Annotated in this window: 21 protein-coding genes, 3 pseudogenes and 1 riboswitch; of the genes and pseudogenes, 10 read left to right on the top strand and 14 right to left on the bottom strand. The window is 35.2% G+C overall.

Translation table 11 applies throughout. The features are described from left to right. Positions 1-25 precede the first annotated feature (25 nt). The 4 genes from R4Z09_RS02480 to R4Z09_RS02465 all read right to left on the bottom strand — a co-directional run bounded on the left by R4Z09_RS02480 (position 26) and on the right by R4Z09_RS02465 (position 4,940). Positions 26-985, bottom strand: coding sequence for an ABC transporter permease (locus R4Z09_RS02480; RefSeq protein ID WP_338450827.1), 960 nt, complete (start codon positions 983-985; stop codon positions 26-28). Further along, entirely contained in the window at positions 985-2,136 is a 1,152-nt protein-coding gene (locus R4Z09_RS02475; RefSeq protein WP_338450826.1) for an ABC transporter permease, read from the bottom strand. Before R4Z09_RS02475 ends, R4Z09_RS02480 begins: the two co-directional genes overlap by 1 nt. Continuing rightward, on the bottom strand, positions 2,129-3,661 hold the full coding sequence (locus tag R4Z09_RS02470; RefSeq protein ID WP_338450825.1) for an ABC transporter ATP-binding protein: 1,533 nt from the start codon (positions 3,659-3,661) through the stop codon (positions 2,129-2,131). Before R4Z09_RS02470 ends, R4Z09_RS02475 begins: the two co-directional genes overlap by 8 nt. 124 nt (positions 3,662-3,785) lie before the next feature. Then, the gene (locus tag R4Z09_RS02465; RefSeq protein WP_338450824.1) at positions 3,786-4,940 is read right to left on the bottom strand and encodes a BMP family ABC transporter substrate-binding protein; all 1,155 of its coding nucleotides are present in this window, start codon (positions 4,938-4,940) and stop codon (positions 3,786-3,788) included. A 125-nt stretch (positions 4,941-5,065) separates the two neighbouring features. Further along, a riboswitch (purine riboswitch) is annotated at positions 5,066-5,167 on the bottom strand. A 309-nt stretch (positions 5,168-5,476) separates the two neighbouring features. Between R4Z09_RS02465 and R4Z09_RS02460 the strand changes: the two genes are divergently transcribed. Next, positions 5,477-5,998: a cupin domain-containing protein gene (locus R4Z09_RS02460; protein WP_338450823.1), complete on the top strand. Its 522-nt coding sequence runs from the start codon at positions 5,477-5,479 to the stop codon at positions 5,996-5,998. A gap of 125 nt (positions 5,999-6,123) precedes the next feature. After that, positions 6,124-6,387 carry a hypothetical protein gene (locus R4Z09_RS02455; RefSeq protein WP_338450822.1) on the top strand — a complete coding sequence of 88 codons (264 nt, stop codon included), beginning with the start codon at positions 6,124-6,126 and terminating at the stop codon, positions 6,385-6,387. A gap of 54 nt (positions 6,388-6,441) precedes the next feature. On the opposite strand, the gene R4Z09_RS02450 is transcribed toward R4Z09_RS02455, so the two are convergent. Further along, entirely contained in the window at positions 6,442-6,735 is a 294-nt protein-coding gene (locus R4Z09_RS02450) for a hypothetical protein (RefSeq protein WP_338450821.1), read from the bottom strand. Positions 6,736-6,739: 4 nt separating this feature from the next. After that, the gene (locus R4Z09_RS02445; RefSeq protein ID WP_338450820.1) at positions 6,740-7,018 is read right to left on the bottom strand and encodes a hypothetical protein; all 279 of its coding nucleotides are present in this window, start codon (positions 7,016-7,018) and stop codon (positions 6,740-6,742) included. Between the two features lie 152 nt (positions 7,019-7,170). Between R4Z09_RS02445 and R4Z09_RS02440 the strand changes: the two genes are divergently transcribed. Further along, positions 7,171-7,686 (top strand): hypothetical protein, encoded by a 516-nt coding sequence (locus tag R4Z09_RS02440; protein WP_338450819.1) that lies wholly within the window; start codon positions 7,171-7,173, stop codon positions 7,684-7,686. A 28-nt stretch (positions 7,687-7,714) separates the two neighbouring features. Here the strand turns inward: R4Z09_RS02440 and R4Z09_RS02435 are convergent, their stop codons facing one another. Further along, complete coding sequence (locus tag R4Z09_RS02435; protein WP_338450818.1) at positions 7,715-8,092, bottom strand: hypothetical protein; 378 nt, start codon at positions 8,090-8,092, stop codon at positions 7,715-7,717. Positions 8,093-8,330: 238 nt separating this feature from the next. Beyond that, positions 8,331-9,083 (bottom strand): sulfite exporter TauE/SafE family protein, encoded by a 753-nt coding sequence (locus R4Z09_RS02430; RefSeq protein ID WP_338450817.1) that lies wholly within the window; start codon positions 9,081-9,083, stop codon positions 8,331-8,333. A 269-nt stretch (positions 9,084-9,352) separates the two neighbouring features. Here R4Z09_RS02430 and R4Z09_RS02425 point away from each other — a divergent pair, with 269 nt between their 5' ends. After that, complete coding sequence (locus R4Z09_RS02425; protein WP_338450816.1) at positions 9,353-10,219, top strand: dimethylarginine dimethylaminohydrolase family protein; 867 nt, start codon at positions 9,353-9,355, stop codon at positions 10,217-10,219. Between the two features lie 225 nt (positions 10,220-10,444). Here R4Z09_RS02425 and R4Z09_RS02420 read toward each other — a convergent pair. Together R4Z09_RS02420 and R4Z09_RS02415 are read right to left on the bottom strand one after the other, a co-directional pair. Next, positions 10,445-10,543 (bottom strand): annotated as a pseudogene (locus R4Z09_RS02420) (transposase); the annotation flags it as partial. Positions 10,544-10,589: 46 nt separating this feature from the next. Beyond that, positions 10,590-11,822 carry a glycosyltransferase family 2 protein gene (locus R4Z09_RS02415; protein WP_338450815.1) on the bottom strand — a complete coding sequence of 411 codons (1,233 nt, stop codon included), beginning with the start codon at positions 11,820-11,822 and terminating at the stop codon, positions 10,590-10,592. 288 nt (positions 11,823-12,110) lie between these two features. Between R4Z09_RS02415 and R4Z09_RS02410 the strand changes: the two genes are divergently transcribed. The 3 genes from R4Z09_RS02410 (at position 12,111) to R4Z09_RS02400 (ending at position 15,213) form a co-directional block, all read left to right on the top strand. Beyond that, positions 12,111-12,767, top strand: a complete 657-nt coding sequence (locus R4Z09_RS02410) for a PIG-L deacetylase family protein (protein ID WP_338450814.1) — start codon at positions 12,111-12,113, stop codon at positions 12,765-12,767. A gap of 224 nt (positions 12,768-12,991) precedes the next feature. Next, entirely contained in the window at positions 12,992-13,903 is a 912-nt protein-coding gene (locus R4Z09_RS02405) for an NAD-dependent epimerase/dehydratase family protein (RefSeq protein ID WP_338450813.1), read from the top strand. Between the two features lie 98 nt (positions 13,904-14,001). After that, positions 14,002-15,213: a carbamoyl-phosphate synthase gene (locus R4Z09_RS02400; protein WP_338450812.1), complete on the top strand. Its 1,212-nt coding sequence runs from the start codon at positions 14,002-14,004 to the stop codon at positions 15,211-15,213. A 544-nt stretch (positions 15,214-15,757) separates the two neighbouring features. Here R4Z09_RS02400 and R4Z09_RS02395 read toward each other — a convergent pair. After that, a pseudogene (locus tag R4Z09_RS02395) lies at positions 15,758-16,139 on the bottom strand (MFS transporter); the annotation flags it as partial. Positions 16,140-16,246: 107 nt separating this feature from the next. On the opposite strand from R4Z09_RS02395, the pseudogene R4Z09_RS02390 reads away from it, so the two are divergent. Both R4Z09_RS02390 and R4Z09_RS02385 read left to right on the top strand, forming a co-directional pair. Then, a pseudogene (locus tag R4Z09_RS02390) lies at positions 16,247-16,411 on the top strand (site-specific integrase); the annotation flags it as partial. Between the two features lie 661 nt (positions 16,412-17,072). Next, positions 17,073-17,927 carry a malate synthase gene (locus R4Z09_RS02385; RefSeq protein ID WP_338450811.1) on the top strand — a complete coding sequence of 285 codons (855 nt, stop codon included), beginning with the start codon at positions 17,073-17,075 and terminating at the stop codon, positions 17,925-17,927. Between the two features lie 235 nt (positions 17,928-18,162). Here R4Z09_RS02385 and R4Z09_RS02380 read toward each other — a convergent pair whose 3' ends face one another. Together R4Z09_RS02380 and R4Z09_RS02375 are read right to left on the bottom strand one after the other, a co-directional pair. After that, entirely contained in the window at positions 18,163-18,357 is a 195-nt protein-coding gene (locus R4Z09_RS02380) for a DUF3883 domain-containing protein (RefSeq protein WP_338450810.1), read from the bottom strand. A 315-nt stretch (positions 18,358-18,672) separates the two neighbouring features. Next, on the bottom strand, positions 18,673-19,020 hold the full coding sequence (locus R4Z09_RS02375) for a hypothetical protein (RefSeq protein WP_338450809.1): 348 nt from the start codon (positions 19,018-19,020) through the stop codon (positions 18,673-18,675). 384 nt (positions 19,021-19,404) lie between these two features. On the opposite strand from R4Z09_RS02375, the gene R4Z09_RS02370 reads away from it, so the two are divergent. Next, positions 19,405-19,671: a hypothetical protein gene (locus R4Z09_RS02370; protein ID WP_338450808.1), complete on the top strand. Its 267-nt coding sequence runs from the start codon at positions 19,405-19,407 to the stop codon at positions 19,669-19,671. A 137-nt stretch (positions 19,672-19,808) separates the two neighbouring features. Here the strand turns inward: R4Z09_RS02370 and R4Z09_RS02365 are convergent, their stop codons facing one another. Beyond that, entirely contained in the window at positions 19,809-20,024 is a 216-nt protein-coding gene (locus tag R4Z09_RS02365) for a hypothetical protein (RefSeq protein ID WP_338450807.1), read from the bottom strand. Positions 20,025-20,124: the final 100 nt, after the last annotated feature.

Raw genomic sequence — 20,124 nt, 5'->3', positions numbered from 1 at the left:
ATCTTTAATAAGGGTGAAAATTCACCTATCTCTTTCCTTTATCATAAATTTCACCTAATGCTCTCGGAGCACGATTTGACTTAGAGAAAAAGATTAATAACAATAACGTTAATACATACGGTAAAGTCATGAACAAATCGGTGAAACTACTTGGCAATTCCATTAACTGTGCAATAAACGTTCCTCCAGATTTCGCGAAACCAAATAAAAGACAGGCCGCAAAAGTAGGGAGAATCCTCCAATTACCAAAAATTAATGCAGCAATGGCTAAGAATCCATATCCCATATAAATACTTGAAGAAAAGTTAGCTGAAATGGAATAGGCAAAACACATGCCGCCTAGACCTGATAATAGACCCGATATTAGAACTGCAGAGAATCTAATTTTCGATACATTTACACCTGCTGCATCAACCGAATGAGGATTTTCCCCGCTCGCTCTTAAGCGCATGCCAAATTTTGTTTTATATAAAAGATACCAAGCAAAAAAGGCAATAACGATGATAATTACTTCGAACGGATACACATTCGTAAAGACCGCACCAATCACTGGTATATTGGCTAAACCTTCAATCGTAAACCGCTCCGATACACCTAATTGAAACTTGTCCGAAGCCGTACCAAACACAAGCGAATTTATTTGCGTCGTTAAGAACGTGGTTAGCGCTAAAGCCAAAATATTTATCACGACACCACTGATCACTTGATTTGCCTTAAATTTAATACTTAATACAGCATGCAAAATGGAAAAAATCATCCCGCCAAGCATCGAAAATATTAATGCCACGTAAAATAAATCTTGAATATCTGTGCCAGAGGCATTTGCGATTAAAACAGCTGATAGCGCTCCGACGAAAGCTCCAAAACCTTGAAAGCCTTCAAGCGCTAGATTTATAATCCCACTCTTTTCACTATAAATCCCACCAATTGCCAAAATAAAAAGAGGCAGAGCAAAGGATAATCCATCAATAATAATTGTTTCCATTATGCTTCACTCTCCTTTCGATCCACTTCTTTTTCCTTCACCTGACTGACCTTATGTTTTAAGTACTCGCCACATGCGCTAAACAATAAGATTAACCCGATGATAACAGAAGATATTTCTTGTCTAATTCCAGCTTGTGAACTCATATACGTGCTTCCCTGATCAATAATAGATACTAAAAATGATGAAAAAATAACACCAATTGGATGCGAGTTTCCTAATAGTGATACAGCAATGGAATCAAAACCGATACTTGATAATACTTTTGGTTGGATGGAAGAAAAATAACCTAAATAATAAGTGACACCAGCAAGACCAGCTAAACCTCCTGAAATAACCATGGCTGAGACTGTATTTCTTCCAACGTTAATTCCGGCATATTTTGCTGCATTACGGTTGTTCCCTACCGCTTTAATTTCAAAGCCAACCACTGTTTTGTCCATAACAAACTTTATTATAATAGCGATAATGATAGCTAATATAAAGCCAAGTGGAATATCCATTTTCAAGTTGGTTATTTCGACATTTACTAAAGTTAATCTTGATGCTTCTGCTATATATTTGGATTGTCTTGAAACAGGATCAATATAATACATTTGAATAAAAAAGCTTATGACATACTGAGCAATATAATTTAACATAATCGTAGATACTACTTCATTAATATTAAATCTATATTTTAACCACCCAACTAATCCTCCCATTAATCCTCCAGCAACAATTCCGATTAACAAAACAAGCGGCTTTGCAACTACGGCATCTAATCCACTGTAACCAACAATAATCGTCGCTAAAAAACCGGAGACGAGCATTTGACCGGAAACCCCAATATTAAATAGACCCGCTTTAAAAGCAACTGCAACTGCCAAGCTGGCAAACACAAGCGGTGTCATGGCATTTAGCAAACTCAAAAAATCAGTAAGTATGCTCTTATAGCCAGCATAAGTAGGCTTAGGCAAGATTCCTGCTCCTTGAAATAAGTTATAAAATGCCTGTAAAGGATTTTTGCCAATTAAAAGTATGACAATAGCCGCAGCAATAAAACTTATTACTATCGAGAATAATGGAATCGAGATCGGCTGCCATTTCTCATTACTAATTGGTCGAATAAGACTATTACTTAAGATATTTTTCTTATTATCTTTACTCATGCTTTGCCCCCATCATATATTCGCCGACTTCATTGGTCGTTAATGATTCACTACTTGCAATTTTTTGAAGTTGGCCATTATATATCACTCCAATGGTATCCGCTACATTCATAATTTCATCTAACTCCAATGAAACAAGTAAGATCGCTTTTCCTTGATCTCGTTCATGAATCATCATTTTATGAATATTTTCAATCGCACCAATATCTACTCCCCGTGTTGGCTGTACAAAAATCATAAGCGGCGATTGTAATTCAATTTCACGAGCTATAATGGCTTTTTGTTGATTACCACCACTCATCGAACGAACTTGCGTCTTAATACCTTGTCCACTTCTAATATCATATTTATCAATCATCTTACTGCCAAACTGCTCAAATTCCTCTTTATTTAAGATTCCCTTTCTAGAAAAGGGCTCCCTATAATACTGCTTCAATGCTAAATTAGTGGATAAATCAAAATCCAATACGAGTCCAAAACTTTGTCTATCTTCAGGTATATAAGATATTCCCATTTCAGTTCTTTTTCTTATACTTTCATTCGTAATGTCCATACCCTGGAGAAGCACTTTCCCACCACTAACCTTTGTTAATCCAGCAATAGCATCAGCTATTTCAACTTGGCCATTATCTGCAACTCCAGCGATAGCAAATATTTCACCACTATGGATGGTAAAGGATACATCATTGACTACTTCAAATCCATCTTCATTTTTAACGGTTAAATGTTCTACCTTTAATACTTCCTCTTTAAATTGAGCAACCGCTTTTTCAGATTCGAAGTTTACCTCTCTACCCACCATTAATTGAGCCATATGTTTAACCGATGTTGACTTTACATCCAACACATCTACTAATTTACCTTTGTTCAATACAGCACATCGATCGGCTACTTTCTTAATTTCTTCCAGCTTATGTGTAATTAAAATGATTGTTTTTCCACCGTTTCGCAGGCCTTCGATAATACCGAGCAAGAATTCAATTTCCTGCGGCGTTAAGACAGCCGTTGGTTCATCAAAAATAAGGATTTCCGCCTCACGATAAAGCACCTTTAAAATTTCCACCCGTTGCTGCATCGAAACAGTGAGATCGGATATTTTTTTCGTAGGATCCACTTCTAAACCAAAGTTTCTAGAAAGTTCTTCAATTTTTCGGTTAGCATTTCGAATATCGACGTATGGGAAGAGACCTGCAAATTTTTTGATTGGCTCTATACCTAATATAATATTCTCTGTAATTGTGTAATCAGCGACGAGCTTAAAATGCTGATGAACCATTCCAATGTTAAGCTTTGCCGCATGATTGGGTGAACTTATTTGCACTTTTTCTCCCCGAATATAAATTTCCCCTTCATCCGGTTCGTACATACCACCAAGAATACTCATTAAAGTTGATTTACCCGCACCATTTTCTCCAAGTAAGGCAAAAATTTCTCCTTTTTTAATACCAATGGATACATCATCATTTGCCACTATTCCAGGAAATCGTTTGGTTATATGTTTCATTTCTACAATATAATCAGACATCTTTCGTCTCCTTTATCCTAATAATAGGGAAAAATTTAAAAGAAGTTCATCATTCCCTAGTTTTTCTTAATTTGGGAAATGATAAACTTCTAATGGTTCATTTTAATTTTGTTCTATCTATATATTATAACCCTGGAAACTTTTCTGGAGTATGGCCATTAAAATTAGATGCAGGTACAATTTTTCCTTCCTTAACCAATTGATATGCATCATTAAGCTTTTTCAATGTGTCTTCTGATAATTGATGACGGCCTTCTTCTTTAATAAAACCAGTTGAATCTGTATCTGCGTGAAGAACAACGTTTCCACCTTTAAAGCTTCCATCAACAACAGAATTTAATGCCTTTTCAATATTCATACTCATGAATTTTACCGCAGATGTTAATACGATATTTTCAGAACCATTTACACCATCATCAAATTGGTCAACATCCACACCAATTACTTTTACGTCGCCTTTCGCTTCCTTAGCTGCTGTGAATACACCATTTCCAGTACCACCTGCTGCTGGGAAGATAATATCAACACCTTTATCAATTAATGCATTCGCAATAACCTTACCCGTTGCTGCATCTGCAAAAGATCCTGCATAGTTACCGCCCACATCGGCGCCATTTACATCCGTTCCTGCATAACCTGATAATTCTACAACTTCAACCTTTTTCCCATAAACTTTATTAGCATAATTCACACCGGATTCAAAGCCGTATTGATAATTTACATTTGAAGGATAAGCTATACCATTTACAACCGCTACTTTATTTGATTTTGTTTCAAGCGCTGCAGCCATTCCTGCAAAAAAGCCACTTTCTTGTTCAGCGAAATTCATGGCATATATATTATCAAATTCTTTTTGGTCACCTACAGGAGCTGGCTCAGAGTCATTGATAATAAATTTTTTATCAGGGTTTTCTACAGCAATACTAGAAACTCCAGCAAATTGAAACCCAGGTGTTACAATAACATCATAATCTGCAACAATATCAGCAACAGCCTGTACAGCTGCAGCAGGATCACCCGTTTCTTCTCTAATAGCTTTTACTGTCGCTGTTGGATGATTTTCAATAAATTTTAATATACCGTTATAGTTATCTTCATTAAAGTTGCCATCATCAACGCCTGAAGGGCTTGTTACAATAGCAATTTTTAATCCATCTTTACCTGTATCTGACTTAGCATCATTTTCTTTAGCTGAGTCATTTCCACCGCATGCTGCCATAACAACAGTCATTAAAGCAATGAATAAGATCATTACTATTTTCTTAGTACTTTTTTTCATTAAATAATCCTCCTATGATAATCATGATGAAATTGTTTCTTGTAAAAAACAGGAAAAGCCCCGAGATGCACCGGAGCTTGACTTTAGGTAGTAGATACCGGAAATAAAGTATGAGTTTATTTCCATATTTATGTACACAACCTCGTAGTCAGGCTATTTAAGGTAGCTTGGTAGAAACTTTTGGGCCATATTCCCAGGATTATACGAGAACAGTATTTATTTTTACTGCTTCATACTAACATCAGAGGTTACCACTGTCAATGTAATACGAATCCCTTTTTAAAAATAATCTTTAATGTTCGGAAATTATGCGTAAAGTCCGTATTATTGACCAAAATAAGAACCTACATGTACTTACTTATACATAGTGTATCCCAATCTTCACGTCTTAATGATAAAAACAAAACAAACTTTATGAAAAGTTGTAGCATCTTTAACTAATTTGTACAATGAAGTGGCTTTACTAGTTTAGGGGTGGAATTAAATTTTTTTAACCCTTAAAAACACTTTACTTATATCATCGGAGGTATTTCACTTTGTATAAAAATGACCCACAATATTATGTAACAAAACTTGGACTAACTCCACATCAAGAGGGTGGATATTATAAAGAAACCTTTCAATCTACAGAAATGACTTCTGATCAGGAATTAAGCGTGAATTTCGAAGGGAAGCGCAAGCTTTATACGAGTATTTACTTTCTCTTAACTTCCAATGACATTTCCCATTTTCATCGTTTGAAATCCGATGAATTATGGTATTATCATGCAGGAAGCCCTCTAACGATTCATATCATTGATGAAAATGGAGATTATAAAGAAATTAAGTTAGGATTGAATTTGGATAAAGGGGAAGTCCCTCAAGCGTTTGTTCCAAAAAATTCTATTTTTGGATCATCTGTTATGGATGAAGATACATTCTCTTTAGTTGGGTGTATGGTTTCTCCAGGTTTTGAATATAAGGATTTTGAATTATTTACGCAAAACGAACTTTTGTTAAAATATCCTCAACATAAAGATGTAATATTGAAGATGGCATATGAAATCATTCCAGAGTAACTCAAAGAATAAAAAAAGGCTTCTCAAAGTGTGAACCGCGGGTCCCATGTTCCTAGCCCTTTCTACTAAGGTCGTCACAAGATATTTATCCTTACATAAGATGGCTTATAAGAAGGATGGAAAGAATGGGAGGAAAAAATGTGCCTTCAGTCATTAATTTAGGAGTGTTCAATGTCAATTCTCCCCAGCCAAATGCAGTCGTGCAAGTTGGTGAACTAGTCGTTAATGGTATGGATGCCAACAGAAAACAAAATCTAAACCTTGGTGGTATGTATGGAATTGCCAATAACACCATTGGAAATCTCAATAATATTTCAGATAGCTTTGAAGCAATGGACGGAGTAATCTTTGACCAAGATATTAAACCTAATTTTGGAGGAAATATCTAAGCTGTATGAAATATACATTTATTCATCGAATCTAAAAAACAACAAACCCTCTCATCAACCAAGGGTTTGTTGTTTTTTTATATTTTTATGAGGGTTCGGGTTTGGGTTTATCTTTTGTTCCTGTTGTTTTTTTGATGTCGGGCTTTGCTCAGATTTGGATAGCGATGCTTTCATATGAGCAAGGTTATTTTTATCACCATGAATATTTCCAAGTCCCTGGTAATGCTGTTTACTATTTTGAAAGTCTTCAATAAAATTATTACCGATGCTAAAGCATGAGGCACTTTCAATGACTCCAATATTAATCGTACCAATCTGGAAAGTTGGAGATAAAGTAGCTGATTTCATGAATTTATTCTTCCTTCCATTCTAGATTATCTTTAACCCATTTGTTGTTTATCACTGTATTTTCCTTTCCAGATATGTCCCCAACAATATCAGTAATCACTTTATTTGAACAAAAATTTTTATGTGTATTCGTTTCACCTATGAAAAAACCAGAAGAATCACCGAGACTCGTTACTGTAATGTTCCCCAGCTTTAATTTGATCATTTGATTTTTTACTCCTTTTACTTGAAGGTTATATAGATCCTGATTGCACGGCAGCATTTGAAACTGGAATCTTTTCATATAACGGTTTTCGCCCACTTTTCTTATGTAGGATATTCAAATTACTAGTGGATTGTCACTCTCTTTTTTTCGGACCATATCAACATTCTAATTTCTTAAACATACAGTACAATAAGTGAATTAGAAAATCGATCAAACGTGGTGAACCTTAGATGATAAGATCCAAACATATTGAATTTACCGGCGATATACAAGTACAAACGATGCAAAGGCAATCAGGCATATTTATTGGAGAGCGGAACTCAGCGATCGGCTGGAGTACCCATGGAAAAGAGAATCGTGTAATTGGAAGTATCAGTGGACAGTCGAATCTGCTCCTTAATAATATGTTAATTTTAAATGATCCTGATATTGTAGATACCCCCATTGATGACCGTGATATAAATCTGCACGTTGAACAACCAAATGACCATCATACAACCAATCTTACCCTTGAAAGTGTAAATGTTAATACCATGACACATAGTAACACCATTAGTATTGGAAAAGGACATATAAATGGAATAGATGCTAATGACAAAATAAATTATTCTATAGGTAATCTATTTGGGCATGAAAATCAGATTAAACATAATGTAAATTTCGTATATGACCAGGATGTGATGGATGGAAATATTAATGACCAAGATATAAAAATTACAAACATTGAACATAACGAACCAATGTGACAATCATTGAAGTTTGCAAATCATTCACCTAAAGATCGTTTCGGAAGCGATATCCTTTAGAGGTTTTCACAATCTTTTCTTGGTGGGCGGATGTTTCTGACAAAGAATCTTTTTTCAACAAATCACTGTTAACCTTTAAATTAAGTGATTCAGACAAATTCTCCTTACTCATAATGTTATTTCCAATCATCAGCTTTCCGCTTAACTCGTCAATATCAAGATTATCTAACCGAAAGGTAAGGTTTTCTAAATGATCAATTTGAACATGCTCAATCTGAATTGTTTTTGCTGCACTTCCCTTTTCTTTCTGTTCTAATAACTCAATAATTCGATCCAATTTCGTTAAAACCAAAGAGTTTATGTGTTTTTCTTTTTGTTTTTTTTTAAAGAAAAAGTATTTAAACATAAACTCCCTCCTATATCTAAATGGATTTGATTTAGCAATGTATTATAAAACTTTATGCGTTTTAATTTGCTGTTAGTATTAAATCCAACTGAATAACAAAATAAGTCCTTCTCAATTGAGCAGGACTTTTTACTATATATCGAGTGGATGTACCATTATCGTCTACCGCAAATACTACCATTAAATGACAAAAGACCGCTAAGCTCATAAGAAGAGTTTAAGCAGCCTCTATTATCATTCATTGAATTAGCAAAATGGCACCCGCCATTATTGGAGTGAGAACCATAGCACTTTTTAAAATTGGCAGCGGAACATTGTTGGTGAATTTAGCTCCAATATAAGAACCAATCATCGTTCCAACCAGTACCTGGATCAGAAGCAAGACGTTGAAGTAGCCCTCAAAATAGTAGCCAGTCCCTCCAGTCATTGCAATAGGTAGAATAACCAGCATGGTCGTGCCGACTGATTCTTGTACAGAAAGGCCCAACACCATCATCAACCCAAGCTGGATGAATGGAGCCGATCCAATACCAAACGTACCAGATAAAACACCAGTCACAATACCGACAGATGCCGCTTTAACTAGAAAGCTGGCAGTAAATTTCGTTTCCCTTTTATTTGTCTCTTTTAGCCTATTCACAATAAAAAGGCGGATCAACAGCATAACCGCGGATAGGAACAGCATTCCCGCAGTGAGCCAATGCAGTGAATTTACCGGAATCCATACCGCAATCTTGGAACCAACAAAAGACATAATCGCCCCAAATGCGCCTACTGTTATTCCTGTTTTTATATCAATATTTCCCTGACGGTAATGGCTGTAAGCTCCGGACAAAGTGGTAAACACCATAGCAGCAAGAGAAGTTCCTAACGCTGTGTGAATTGGCACCCCAAAAATAACGGTTAAAAGAGCAATGATAAAACCGGATCCTCCTGCACCAATAAACCCTAATAAAATACCCAATAAGAACATAGTAAGTGTGATAATCAAAGAGGTCCCTCCAAATACACTTCCACTTCAGTTGTGAAATTTGTCCAAGTTTTATTATAGCATCTGTAACCGGCAGGACACTTTTTGTAATAAAAAAAAGTGTTTGGCTAGTTCTCTGAACCCGCTTCAAAAAATGTAAAAACGAGTACACAACAACTTATGGCTAGCTTCTTTTTCAAGTTTTCTCATGGCTTTGGTGGAGGTTCATAAAAATCAACATATTCCACCATTTGTTTGCAGATAATATAAGTAAAAATAAGGAGACAAATATGCAAAATACTCAACAAAGTCAAAGTCATACAAATATAAGTTGTTTTAATGAATATGATTCTTTAAAGAAAGTCATTTTATGTCAGCCTCAATATATGACGATTAGGGACGTCATAAATGAAACTCAGAAACATTTCAAAGATGAAGGGATACATATTGAAGTTGCTTTGGAACAACACGATCATTTCGTCAAAACGTTACGTGAAAATGGGGTAGAAGTCTATTTACTGCCATATCACAAGAAATTTCCCGAACAGGTTTTTACAAGGGATATTGGATTTACACTTGGTGAAACCATTTTTGTAGCTGATATGGCACATGACGTTCGAAAAGGAGAAGAAAATGTATTAAAGCAATGGCTTGAGGATGAAGGGATTTCTTATTACAACATCATTGGCGTTATGATTGAAGGCGGAGATGTCATTATCGACCGGGATACCATTTATATAGGCCTAAGCAACCGCACAAATATGGAAGCGATCAATCATTTATCTGATCTGTTGGATAAACAATTTAAAGTCACACCAATTGATTTTCAAGAGAAATTTTTGCACCTGGATTGCATTTTTAACATCGTCTCTGAAAAAGTTGCCTTATGTTATCCAGAAGCATTAAAAAAAGAAGACATTGAAATGTTTCAGTCTCGGTATGAATTAATTGAGGTAACAGAAGAAGAACAATTTACGCTTGGTACAAACGTGTTGTCAATTGGGAATAACCGTATTTTGAGTTTGCCAGTAAATAAAAAAGTAAACGCTGAACTACGAAAACGGAATTTTGAAGTCATTGAAGTCGACATTACAGAAATTATTAAATCTGGCGGCTCTTTTCGCTGCTGTACCTTACCTTTATTAAGGAGCAAATGAATATGAGACAGTAGAACGAAATGTCTTACTGTATGATTAGATATGTATATCTTCTTGTAACTAAAGAAATCACAAAAGAGGCTTCTCAAATGAGAAGCCTCCGTTTATATCCTCAATGTAAGCATTTCACTCTCATTTTACATAAAACCCTTATATATCAAGGGATGAAGCGGCCTTTTACATCATACCTTCCATTCATCGTTATTAATTTAATCTTTATAAAAGGGTTTGCCCTGATTGATACCGCATAATATCAATTCCTACATAGGCATTTAACTGTTTATGATTTTTGAACCTCCGAATATCACTTAGTTCGCCAATAAGGCGGACCGCAGCGGTCTCTCCGATACCTATATGGCTGCCACCATCTTTAAGTCGTACTTAGTTTATCGAACAACCATACAAGATGATTGTATTTGCCATAGGATTTTATTTGATCTTTCTCAGCCAGGATACGTTCCATTGCAGCTGGATCATTGCCGAACTCGGTATTTTGAATTAGGTTAACAGGGGGCCGGTTTTCTGCAAAATTGATACGAATTTGATGAAGTAAGGTTATGATAGCACGGTTAAATTCATGAAACTCATTGGGAAAGCTTGCAGTAAGGGATTGATGTTCTAAAACAATCTTTTCCATGAGTTCATAATCCGTCTGTTGAATAGAGTGCAGAGCTCTAATGCATACATCAAAAACCAGGTGCTTTTGTTCAAACAACAGACGATTTCTGTGCTTATCTTCCTCTATTGTTGGCAACAGTGGATGTTCTTGATGATACGATTCTAAATCATTTTCGATAATAAAGTTAGCATTTGCCTTATATAATCTATATGCAAATTCAGCATCCTCTGGTCCCCACCCTTTGAAATTCTCATCGTAACCGCCCACTTGCTCCATAAAACTTCTTCTAATAGAAAGAAAACCTAAACAAGCCATCCAACGCAATGGACTGCTATCAGAATGTTCGTGTACCCTAAGGTATTTTAATAAATGATCGGCATAACTCCTGTATTTTCCGATCGAACGTAATTTTTCAATATCGTCAATATCCTCCCTCTTAATCACTTGTTGGGGTTCTTGTAAATGCCTAATATGATTCGTTAGGGTATAAAGTGTCAGTTCCTGCGATACCACCTCTTTAAGGCGTTGATTGAGGAGGGATTTTTCTTCTTTCCACTCATAAATCGCTTTGATTTGATTATCAGTAAAATCCGGGAATAAAAAAGTATACACACGGCCGCGCTTGCTTCCAGCAAAAACAACTGCTTTCTCCTGAGTTAGATGATGCTGATAGTTAAGGGCAACATAGTTAGGGGGAACGATCGTTTCTGCATCGAAAAGGATAATAATCTCTCCCCTCGCATGCCTAAGTCCGATATTTCTTGAAGTAGCAACCCCAACATTGGTGCTATTGCGAATATATTGAAAATGGTAGGGTGGACGGTACTCCTTAATTTTTGGGGTCTGGTCGGTAGAAGCATCATCAATCAATATCACTTCCATTTTGGATAAATCAAAGTTCTGTTTCTCCAACGCATAAAGGCTAAGCAGATTAAGGGGATAGCGGTTATATGAGGGCATGATGATTGTAACTTCAATTTCCATGTATTTCTCATTCCTCCTGGAGAGCCTATAGGCTTGCTTTTGATGTTGAATCAGGGTTGTAATCACCTACGGGTTAATGGGTCACAAAAGGCAAGTTAGACCTACTTGTATCCCATTACCCCTCTCTACAAGAGTATATTATGATTGTCAAAAAAAGTTGCTCGGATGTTCAACTAAATGTAGCCTATTTAATCCTTAATGAACACAATTTCAACAAATGCCGTTTCCTCTTAAAGTCTTTTTCATATCTTGTCCATGTACGAAACTATTTTTTTGGAGGAGAGATTTATGAATAAGAATGTACTAGTAATCGCTGCACATCCCGACGATGAAATTCTAGGATGTGGCGGAACAATTAAAAAATTAATAAATCAGGGATATGAAGTTACGACTGTTATAGCGGCCAAGGGACGAAAGGAAGAAGAGCAACACATTAAGCAGTGTATTTTAAAGTCAAATGAGAACCTAGGGATTAAAAATATAGTTTTTTGGGAATATCCTAATCTTTTATTGGAAAAAGTCCCTCTTGTTGAAATCAATAAAAAAATTGAAGATCTGCTAATCAAAAATGAGCCATCCATGATTTTTACACATCATTATGGGGATATCAACCGTGATCACCAAATACTATTTCAAGCGGTATTAACAGCAGCGCGTCCGCTCCCCGGTAAAAGGCCGGTTGAAATCCTTTGTTTTGAAACGGTTTCTTCTAGTGATTGGAGTCAACATACAAATGATAAAGAATTTAAACCAAATTATTTTGTTGATATTTCCGACACCATAGATGAAAAAATTGAGTCACTCAAGGCTTATGATGTTGAGATGAGACCATTTCCACATCCACGTTCGTATGATGGAGTAAAATATTTAGCACGTGTAAGAGGAATGACAGTAGGAGTGGAATATGCAGAGTCCTTCGAAATTATTAGGAAGGTTTGGAAATGAAAAAGAGGAAATGAACGATCTAACTTCACTACAGATCAATTTCCTCCTCACATGGGTTTATTAGGTTCGTGATTTTCTTTTATTTCATCAAAAACAAAGAGATGAGGAGATGACATTTAGAGAATGGTTAAAAAGTTTATCGGAGAAAAAGTAGAGGCTCCTTTTGCAATGATGAGAAAGAAGCTATGGTCTTTCTCTGATAGTCATAAAGGGTGTGAGAACCTATGAAGGTACTCGTTACAGGGGGAGCTGGATTCATTGGTTCTCATGTTGTCGATTTACTATCTCAAACCGGTTATGAAACGGTTATAGTAGATAATTTTCTCTCGGGTCAAAGGGAACTTGTTCCACCAAATATCCGGCTATATGAAGTTGACATCACATCTTCACAAATATCAGATGTATTTAAGAAGGAAAAACCGGATGTTGTCATCCATCTCGCTGCTCAAGTGGATGTTTCCCGCTCCATAAAAGACCCTGTATGGGATGCATATCAAAATATTCTTGGTACGATTCGCTTACTGACCTGCAGCCATAAGTACAACGTGAAAAAATTTATTTTTTCCTCGTCTTGTGCTGTATACGGTGAAAAAGATGATATAAGTATTAAGGAGACATCCCCCATTCAGCCTCTATCTTATTATGGTATTTCGAAATTTTCTTCAGAAATGTATATCCAAGCCTTTAATAACCTACATCAAGTCCCATTCACCATTCTAAGATATGCCAATGTTTATGGTCCTCGCCAAACCCCAAAAGGTGAGGGAGGAGTCATATCGATATTTTTCAAGAAAGTAATTAATGACAAATCTCCATTTATTTTTGGAGATGGAGAACAGACCAGAGATTTCGTGTATGTAAAAGATGTTGCTTTGGCTAATGTATTAGCCATTAATAACGGCGCAAATGAAATCTTTAATATTGGCAGTAATACTAAAACAAGCATTAACGACCTCTACAAGATGATAACAACAATTGCTAAAGATATTCCAGCTGTCTACATGCCTGCACGGGAGGGAGATATCCGGTATAGTCAATTGGATAATACTAAAGCTGCATCTATTCTAGGCTGGCAGCCTTCCTTTGATTTGCAAGCCGGGTTAAGCGAAACTTTTAAATACTATAAACCAAAATAAGATCATGCAAAGGAATATGCATATAAACATTTGACAACAAAAAGAATGGTAACGAAGGTTCTTGAAGTTTTCAAATCTTTTCAAGGAAGGGGAGTAGCATGAATCATGATACCGTAGCTGTTGTTTTAGATTTAAGTGCAAATGGAATTGGCATCATCCGCAGTTTAGGACGACGAGGAATACCCCTCTATGCTTTTGATACGGAAAGGAAGTACAAAATTGGGAAAACTCGTTATGCAAATTGTGGTATTTGTCCCGATCCTAAAACGGGAGAGTCGGATTTACTAGCGCTACTCATACAATTAAGTGAGAGCTTGCCAAAGAAGCCGGTTCTCTTTGCAGGATCGGACGAGTTTGTATATTTCATCTCAAAGCACCGTCATGAGCTTTCAAATTACTATCATTTTCTCCTACCTGAACATGATTTAATTGAGGCTGTATTGGATAAACGGTTAACAGCAAAATTAGCGGAAAAACATCAAATCCCAAGTCCAAAAACTTTCATTGTCAACAATGAAGCTGAACTTGATCAACTTATTCATAATATGAGCTTTCCCTGCATTTTAAAGCCAGTATTTGGACATGAGTTCCGTAAAAAATTAAGCAAAAAGGCGATCATAATGGAAAATGCTGACCAACTTAGAAAGGAGTTTCCTTTCTATCAGCAATTTGGTGAATTACTTCTACAGGAATTGATTCCAGGTCAAGAGGAACGAATATATCAGGTAGGCACATTATTTGATGATAACTTACAATTAATAGGCTTATTTATGGGACAAAAGCTAAATCAATTTCCTGCTTATTTCGGTGCTGGTGCGCTTGTAAAAAGCGTAAGAAATGAGGAGGTTATTGAAAAGGGAGTATCCTTTTTAAAAGCACTTGGCTTTAAAGGGATATCAGTGGCAGAGTTTAAACGGGATCCGCGTGACGGTCAGTTAAAGTTTATTGAAATCAATGCAAGAACGTGGCTGTGGCACAGCTTATCAGGTCGCTGCGGAGTTGATTTATCCTATTTATATTATTTATTGCTCACAAAACAAAATCCGGAACCAAAACTTACGCAAACAGAAGGAATTAAATGGATTTATCTTGTTCGCCACTATTTATCCTCAAGGGAAAAAAGAAAAAGAGAAAAGCTGACTTGGTATCAATGGTTAAGAAGTTTGAAAGGTAAAAAAGAATATGCCCTTTTTGCCTGGGATGACCCGCTCCCATTTTTCCGCAGTGCATTCTCACACCTTATAAATTCATGGAAAAACAGCAGACAGATTAAAAAGATGGAAACTAAATTAACTCAAGAGGATGACTAAATTACTATACTCATGTGACAGCCAAAATGGAAGAAAAGGGTTTCGCACCAGTTCAGTAACTTTTGAAAGACCTTCTCTTATAGTTAGCTTTCTTTATCATCGGTTGTTCGTGTTTTTGGAACACGAGGACAAATCCGAGGGCAAGAAAAGAATAATATCATTTAAAACGGTGATATAACAGGGTTTTAAAGCCATAATTACATCATGCTGCCCATTCACCAAGTAATAAAATAGATTTATAGAATCATTGATTTAATGAGTTTCAAATTACATTTAATATTTTAAAATAGAAGAAAAAAAATATATGAGCAATATTATGAGCATTTGGAGGGGTGTTTCCCCTCTAACCTTTTTATCCATTTTAACCATTTTTATGCGTATTTCTTACTTTTTTTATTTATATATTAAATACGAAGAAACTGAGAATTAATTCTTAAGGAGAACTTTTTAACCAATCATAATTTTTTCTTCCGCATATTTATTAGGAAGTTTTTTCTTCACTTTAGCTAATAATGCAAAGGCTAAAGTAAGTGGTCCTATTCTGCCAATGAATTCCTAGTGCCACCAGTGCCAACAAGGAGCCAACTGAAAACCCCCGGAAGTGCTTGTCGACAATGGAAAAGAATATGATCTCTGCAAATACTGCAATGTTAAGAATTAGTCCAATCAAGTACTTTGGTGCATGGATTTCCTGTACAAAGATATAGCAATAGCTGTAATAAGAGGCGTGTGCTGCTTGTAAAATAATCACAATAACAAGCACTAACCCAAAGTGTTGTATACGGAATAAACTCATCATTCCGTATTTTTTTATTTTGATCCATTTTCGGTTTTTTCGATAAAATGACCGATGAATGCATAAAACCCAGAAATAGGAATATCAGTGTCCCAAGTAACATGGCCCATAAGATTACTTCATCACCCCACGATCTTTAGAATTTTATCTAAGACTTTAAAAACACAAGATAATTCCAAAGTTCCTTGAATTGGAGGAACTTGGACACTTCCTAGATATTATCGATGAAAAAAGAAGCACACGTCACTTCTTGCCGAGGCAGGTGTCACTCTCGAACAAATCATGGATCGTTTAGGTCATACTAATGATCAAATTACAAAAAATTTGCACCTCCACGTCACTCAAGAAATGAAAAAAGAAGCCTCTCAAAAGTTCAATGAACTCATGAGAAGCCTCCGTTAATATCCTATATGTTAGCAAAACGTTAGCATTTCACTCTCATCTTACTCAAAAACCCGCTCATATCAAGGGGGTAAAGGCGTTATTACATCATGCCACCCATAAGATGAGAGTATGAAATATCTTTAACAATAGATGCAAAAAGTGCAGTATAGGTAAGTAAGATTTCAACCCTTCTCCTACTACTTTCTCCATTTCTTTTAACTTCTTATCTACCTCTACTAATGTATATGTTTTTTAAACCTGTTACTCGAATATGAAGGAAAACATAAACGCAAAAATAAAATAAAATTTTATTTTACACCACAATAAATTATGTTGTCAATATAAAACTTGTAATATTCTCCAAAAAATGTTACAATAATATTACATTTATTTTTTAAATCGCATTTCAAATTCTTATGTAATTTTTTTGCAGATAGAATATGGGTGCGTTTTTTTTATCCTTCTTCAAATCGAAGCAACTAAAGAAAAATGAAAGTTGTAATGGAACTAATAGTTTAAATATTGAAAGTCACCACAACTAGATAGGAGAAGGCACTGCAGAAACCTCGGCTTCAATCAATAAGAGAGTTTATCTCGAAATGCAAGTTAGTTGAATGGGACTAACAAGAGACTCTAATAGAGTGAACCAAGTATTAGTATTACAAGGAGGACAAAAATAATGAATCTAATCAATAAAGAAGTAACACACAAGCGTTTTGGCAAAGGAAGTGTTGTGAAACATAATGATTCTTTCATAGAAATACATTTCGCAACGGAAAATAAAAAGTTTGTTTTTCCCGATGCATTTGGAGAACACCTAAAGCTACAGGATAAAAGTGCTGCCAATTCACTTGAAAAGATTATACAAAAACAGGAATTAGAACGGGAGAAGGCAGAACAGGAAAAGGAAGAAGAGAAAGACCGACAACGTAAAGAGCAGCAACTTCGCTTGGAATACGAAAAACTAATGAAGAATCATAAACTGCATCCCGCATCACAAATCGTTTTTTGGTGTGACGTCGAAGAACTAAGTAAGATATTTACAGAGTGGAAAGTTTTTACTGGCGTAATAAAAAACGGTAATAACAAAGGAAAGCCAAACAAACCTACCCGCATATACCCAAACAGTGTTTGCCTTTTAACAGCAAGAGATTCCAGTATGCCTGAAAAAGACAGACGTATCTTAGGTGTTTATATGGTGAATGAGGATTTTATCGGTAAGTTTTGTGAAGATGGATATATTCCTGCTCATTCAGAATACAGACTACAACTTACAGAACAGGAATCTGATAGGATGTTTTTTTGGAAATATTATTTAAATGAAAAATCTCCTCACAAAATGACTTGGAATACTGGTAAATATCGTTATTTTGATAATATATGGATGGCTCAAATGCTACTTGATATTGTTTCTTTGAAAAGTGACATACAGGAACGAGAACTAGCACAGAACTTTTTTGAATATTTTTGTAGAATGAATCAGATCAGGGAAGAAGAGCTACCAGAGCCTAATGGTGCATTAATGCGTGTATAGATTTTAGTCTATAATAATTAGAACAAGTATATTTACACACAACCGATGCTGTCTATAAAAGAGATGCTGAAAAGTATGAAAATCCAATGATAAGAGTTTTGGAAATTGATAAATAAGGTCAAAAAAGGTCACGAGCACAACTCGTGACCTTTAACACCTTGATATATAAGGGTTCAATGATGTTTATTACATCCTGCCGCCCGTAAGATGAGAGTGTGTAATATCTTTAACGATATTATATAATACAAAGAAAATAATTGTCACCATTAATATGAGCAGCAGTATATTCGTTATTCGTCATTGAAATTTTATCTCCACGACTTTTCTCAGATTTTACCTCTATATATCTTTCCTGATTATCTGGTGTTACGCTAACAACATCGGAGCCTAAGTTTTGCTTACTAACATCTTTAGCTTTATTACCTTCCATTTCTTCAAACTCTCACATTGGTTTTCTGCTGCTCGCCAACGTGTAATAGATTTTTTAATTCGGGATATTTCATTTAGCTGTTCCGAATAGCGGTTTGATTGTACATTTTCAGTTTCTGAAAAATTAAATGTAGTTTTACTTCTTCCAAAATCAGATAAAGATACACCTGATTTAATTGAATCTTTACCCTCAATATTTTAAAGGTTATAAATTTTTAAAAACCATTCAATCTCACTATAAGTTAACTGTGATTTAATTTCTAATAACAGCATGTATAACTCTTCTTTAGGAGCATCAGATATGCGAATCAGAACATTATTTTTTTTTGAAGTAACAGCTACTCATATTAAATTCTTCATGTGTGATTATAGTTTTATTACGGATCTGCTTAATTAAGTTTGCGTACAACTTAATTAAAATCGAGTCTGGTAATTTAACTACAAACACTCCATCGGATAGCATAGTAATCCATTTATTAATTGAGTAAGATTCTTTCGCATATTGTCTTATAAAACTATCTAAAATATTCAATGCTTCCTCATGTACTTTTGGCCAAGAATATTTTAATGGCGTATGTTGACGTATCCAATTCCACTCAGCATCATCCAAAAAACTGGACCTTTTTATATAATCTTTCGGAACTATTATACGACCATCTTTCATCTGTAACCAATTAGACTGTAACAGAACTTGAAATTGTTTTTCAAAGAACTGTGATATCTTGAGAATGCATTTTTTTGCAGAATAATGGAAAGGACATTAGATAAATTGGGATCACTTGAATTAATATCTTGCTTAATAGCTTCAAATAATAGACTAACACTTGATAAAATCGCTTCTTCTGTCCGTTCATCTAATGTTATATGCTTTCTACTTGGATCAGTAGTAAAATAATTGTGCTTGTGTAATGCTTGCCCGTTATTCAGGTGGAAAAATATAGTTGAATTTCATAAATCATCCTTGTGATTATCACCTTCAAGTCTAACATATTAATAAATAAAACCTCATATATTCTAAAAGTACAAATACATAGAAGAGGTGACATTAATGGAGGAAAAGTGGTTTACAATAACTTATTTTACAACAGTTGTAGAAGGTGGGGGCATGGAAGATTGGAGCATGGATCAGAGGAAATTTACCCGTTATGTAAAGTCAGATAGTATGCAAACTGTTTCTGATTTGGTAAACGATGAGTTTAATACAATCAAGTTAATTTCTGTTAATGCTTATAAAAAAGGCAGTATAATATTATTAAATCCTAGAAAGATTGAACATGTTTATATACAAGAAGGGAAACAAAGAGTAAATTGGTAAGTGGCAACAACAAAATAAACGGGCCTGTGTAGTACTTGCCCGTTTATTGCCTTTATTCAATTTATGGAAGATTTAAAAGGATAAAACTAGTTAGTAGCTACCCTTTAAACTATTAACACTTTCTAATTATATAAGTACTATCCATTCATTTTCTGAACCATGGGAGTAAAGCGATTTGTCGCAATCTTCCGTATTCCACTGTAATTAGTGTCCTCCACGTTTACAATTTCATTCTCGATACAATAGTCCATAAATTTACCTAAGAGTATTTCATATTTTTTGATATTGGTCTTTGTTGTATTTTTAAACCGTCTGTCCTCCAAGAAATCTTGATAAGTAAATTTCAACAACATAAAAAGACTACCTCCTTATTTTTAGGAGGTAGTCTATACTTTAGAAAAAAGTTATTTACGTGACCAGTTCTCAGTTTGGTCGGAAATTGTACTTAACCAG

Source organism: Niallia oryzisoli (assembly GCF_036670025.1).
GTDB lineage: Bacteria > Bacillota > Bacilli > Bacillales > Cytobacillaceae > Bacillus_BD > Bacillus_BD oryzisoli.
Note: the sequence above shows the minus strand (reverse complement) of the source record. Positions and strands in the feature narration are given on the sequence as shown.

Excerpts from the sequence above, each read along its gene's own strand:
- R4Z09_RS02480 (WP_338450827.1), bottom strand. The coding sequence starts at position 985 with ATGGAAACAATTATTATTGATGGATTATCCTTTGCTCTGCCTCTTTTT.
- R4Z09_RS02475 (WP_338450826.1), bottom strand. The coding sequence starts at position 2,136 with ATGAGTAAAGATAATAAGAAAAATATCTTAAGTAATAGTCTTATTCGA.
- R4Z09_RS02470 (WP_338450825.1), bottom strand. The coding sequence starts at position 3,661 with ATGTCTGATTATATTGTAGAAATGAAACATATAACCAAACGATTTCCT.
- R4Z09_RS02465 (WP_338450824.1), bottom strand. The coding sequence starts at position 4,940 with ATGAAAAAAAGTACTAAGAAAATAGTAATGATCTTATTCATTGCTTTA.
- R4Z09_RS02455 (WP_338450822.1), top strand. The coding sequence starts at position 6,124 with ATGGGAGGAAAAAATGTGCCTTCAGTCATTAATTTAGGAGTGTTCAAT.
- R4Z09_RS02450 (WP_338450821.1), bottom strand. The coding sequence starts at position 6,735 with ATGAAATCAGCTACTTTATCTCCAACTTTCCAGATTGGTACGATTAAT.
- R4Z09_RS02445 (WP_338450820.1), bottom strand. The coding sequence starts at position 7,018 with ATGAAAAGATTCCAGTTTCAAATGCTGCCGTGCAATCAGGATCTATAT.
- R4Z09_RS02440 (WP_338450819.1), top strand. The coding sequence starts at position 7,171 with ATGATAAGATCCAAACATATTGAATTTACCGGCGATATACAAGTACAA.
- R4Z09_RS02435 (WP_338450818.1), bottom strand. The coding sequence starts at position 8,092 with ATGTTTAAATACTTTTTCTTTAAAAAAAAACAAAAAGAAAAACACATA.
- R4Z09_RS02425 (WP_338450816.1), top strand. The coding sequence starts at position 9,353 with ATGCAAAATACTCAACAAAGTCAAAGTCATACAAATATAAGTTGTTTT.
- R4Z09_RS02415 (WP_338450815.1), bottom strand. The coding sequence starts at position 11,822 with ATGGAAATTGAAGTTACAATCATCATGCCCTCATATAACCGCTATCCC.
- R4Z09_RS02410 (WP_338450814.1), top strand. The coding sequence starts at position 12,111 with ATGAATAAGAATGTACTAGTAATCGCTGCACATCCCGACGATGAAATT.
- R4Z09_RS02405 (WP_338450813.1), top strand. The coding sequence starts at position 12,992 with ATGAAGGTACTCGTTACAGGGGGAGCTGGATTCATTGGTTCTCATGTT.
- R4Z09_RS02400 (WP_338450812.1), top strand. The coding sequence starts at position 14,002 with ATGAATCATGATACCGTAGCTGTTGTTTTAGATTTAAGTGCAAATGGA.
- R4Z09_RS02385 (WP_338450811.1), top strand. The coding sequence starts at position 17,073 with ATGAATCTAATCAATAAAGAAGTAACACACAAGCGTTTTGGCAAAGGA.
- R4Z09_RS02380 (WP_338450810.1), bottom strand. The coding sequence starts at position 18,357 with ATGGAAGGTAATAAAGCTAAAGATGTTAGTAAGCAAAACTTAGGCTCC.
- R4Z09_RS02375 (WP_338450809.1), bottom strand. The coding sequence starts at position 19,020 with ATGAAAGATGGTCGTATAATAGTTCCGAAAGATTATATAAAAAGGTCC.
- R4Z09_RS02370 (WP_338450808.1), top strand. The coding sequence starts at position 19,405 with ATGGAGGAAAAGTGGTTTACAATAACTTATTTTACAACAGTTGTAGAA.
- R4Z09_RS02365 (WP_338450807.1), bottom strand. The coding sequence starts at position 20,024 with ATGTTGTTGAAATTTACTTATCAAGATTTCTTGGAGGACAGACGGTTT.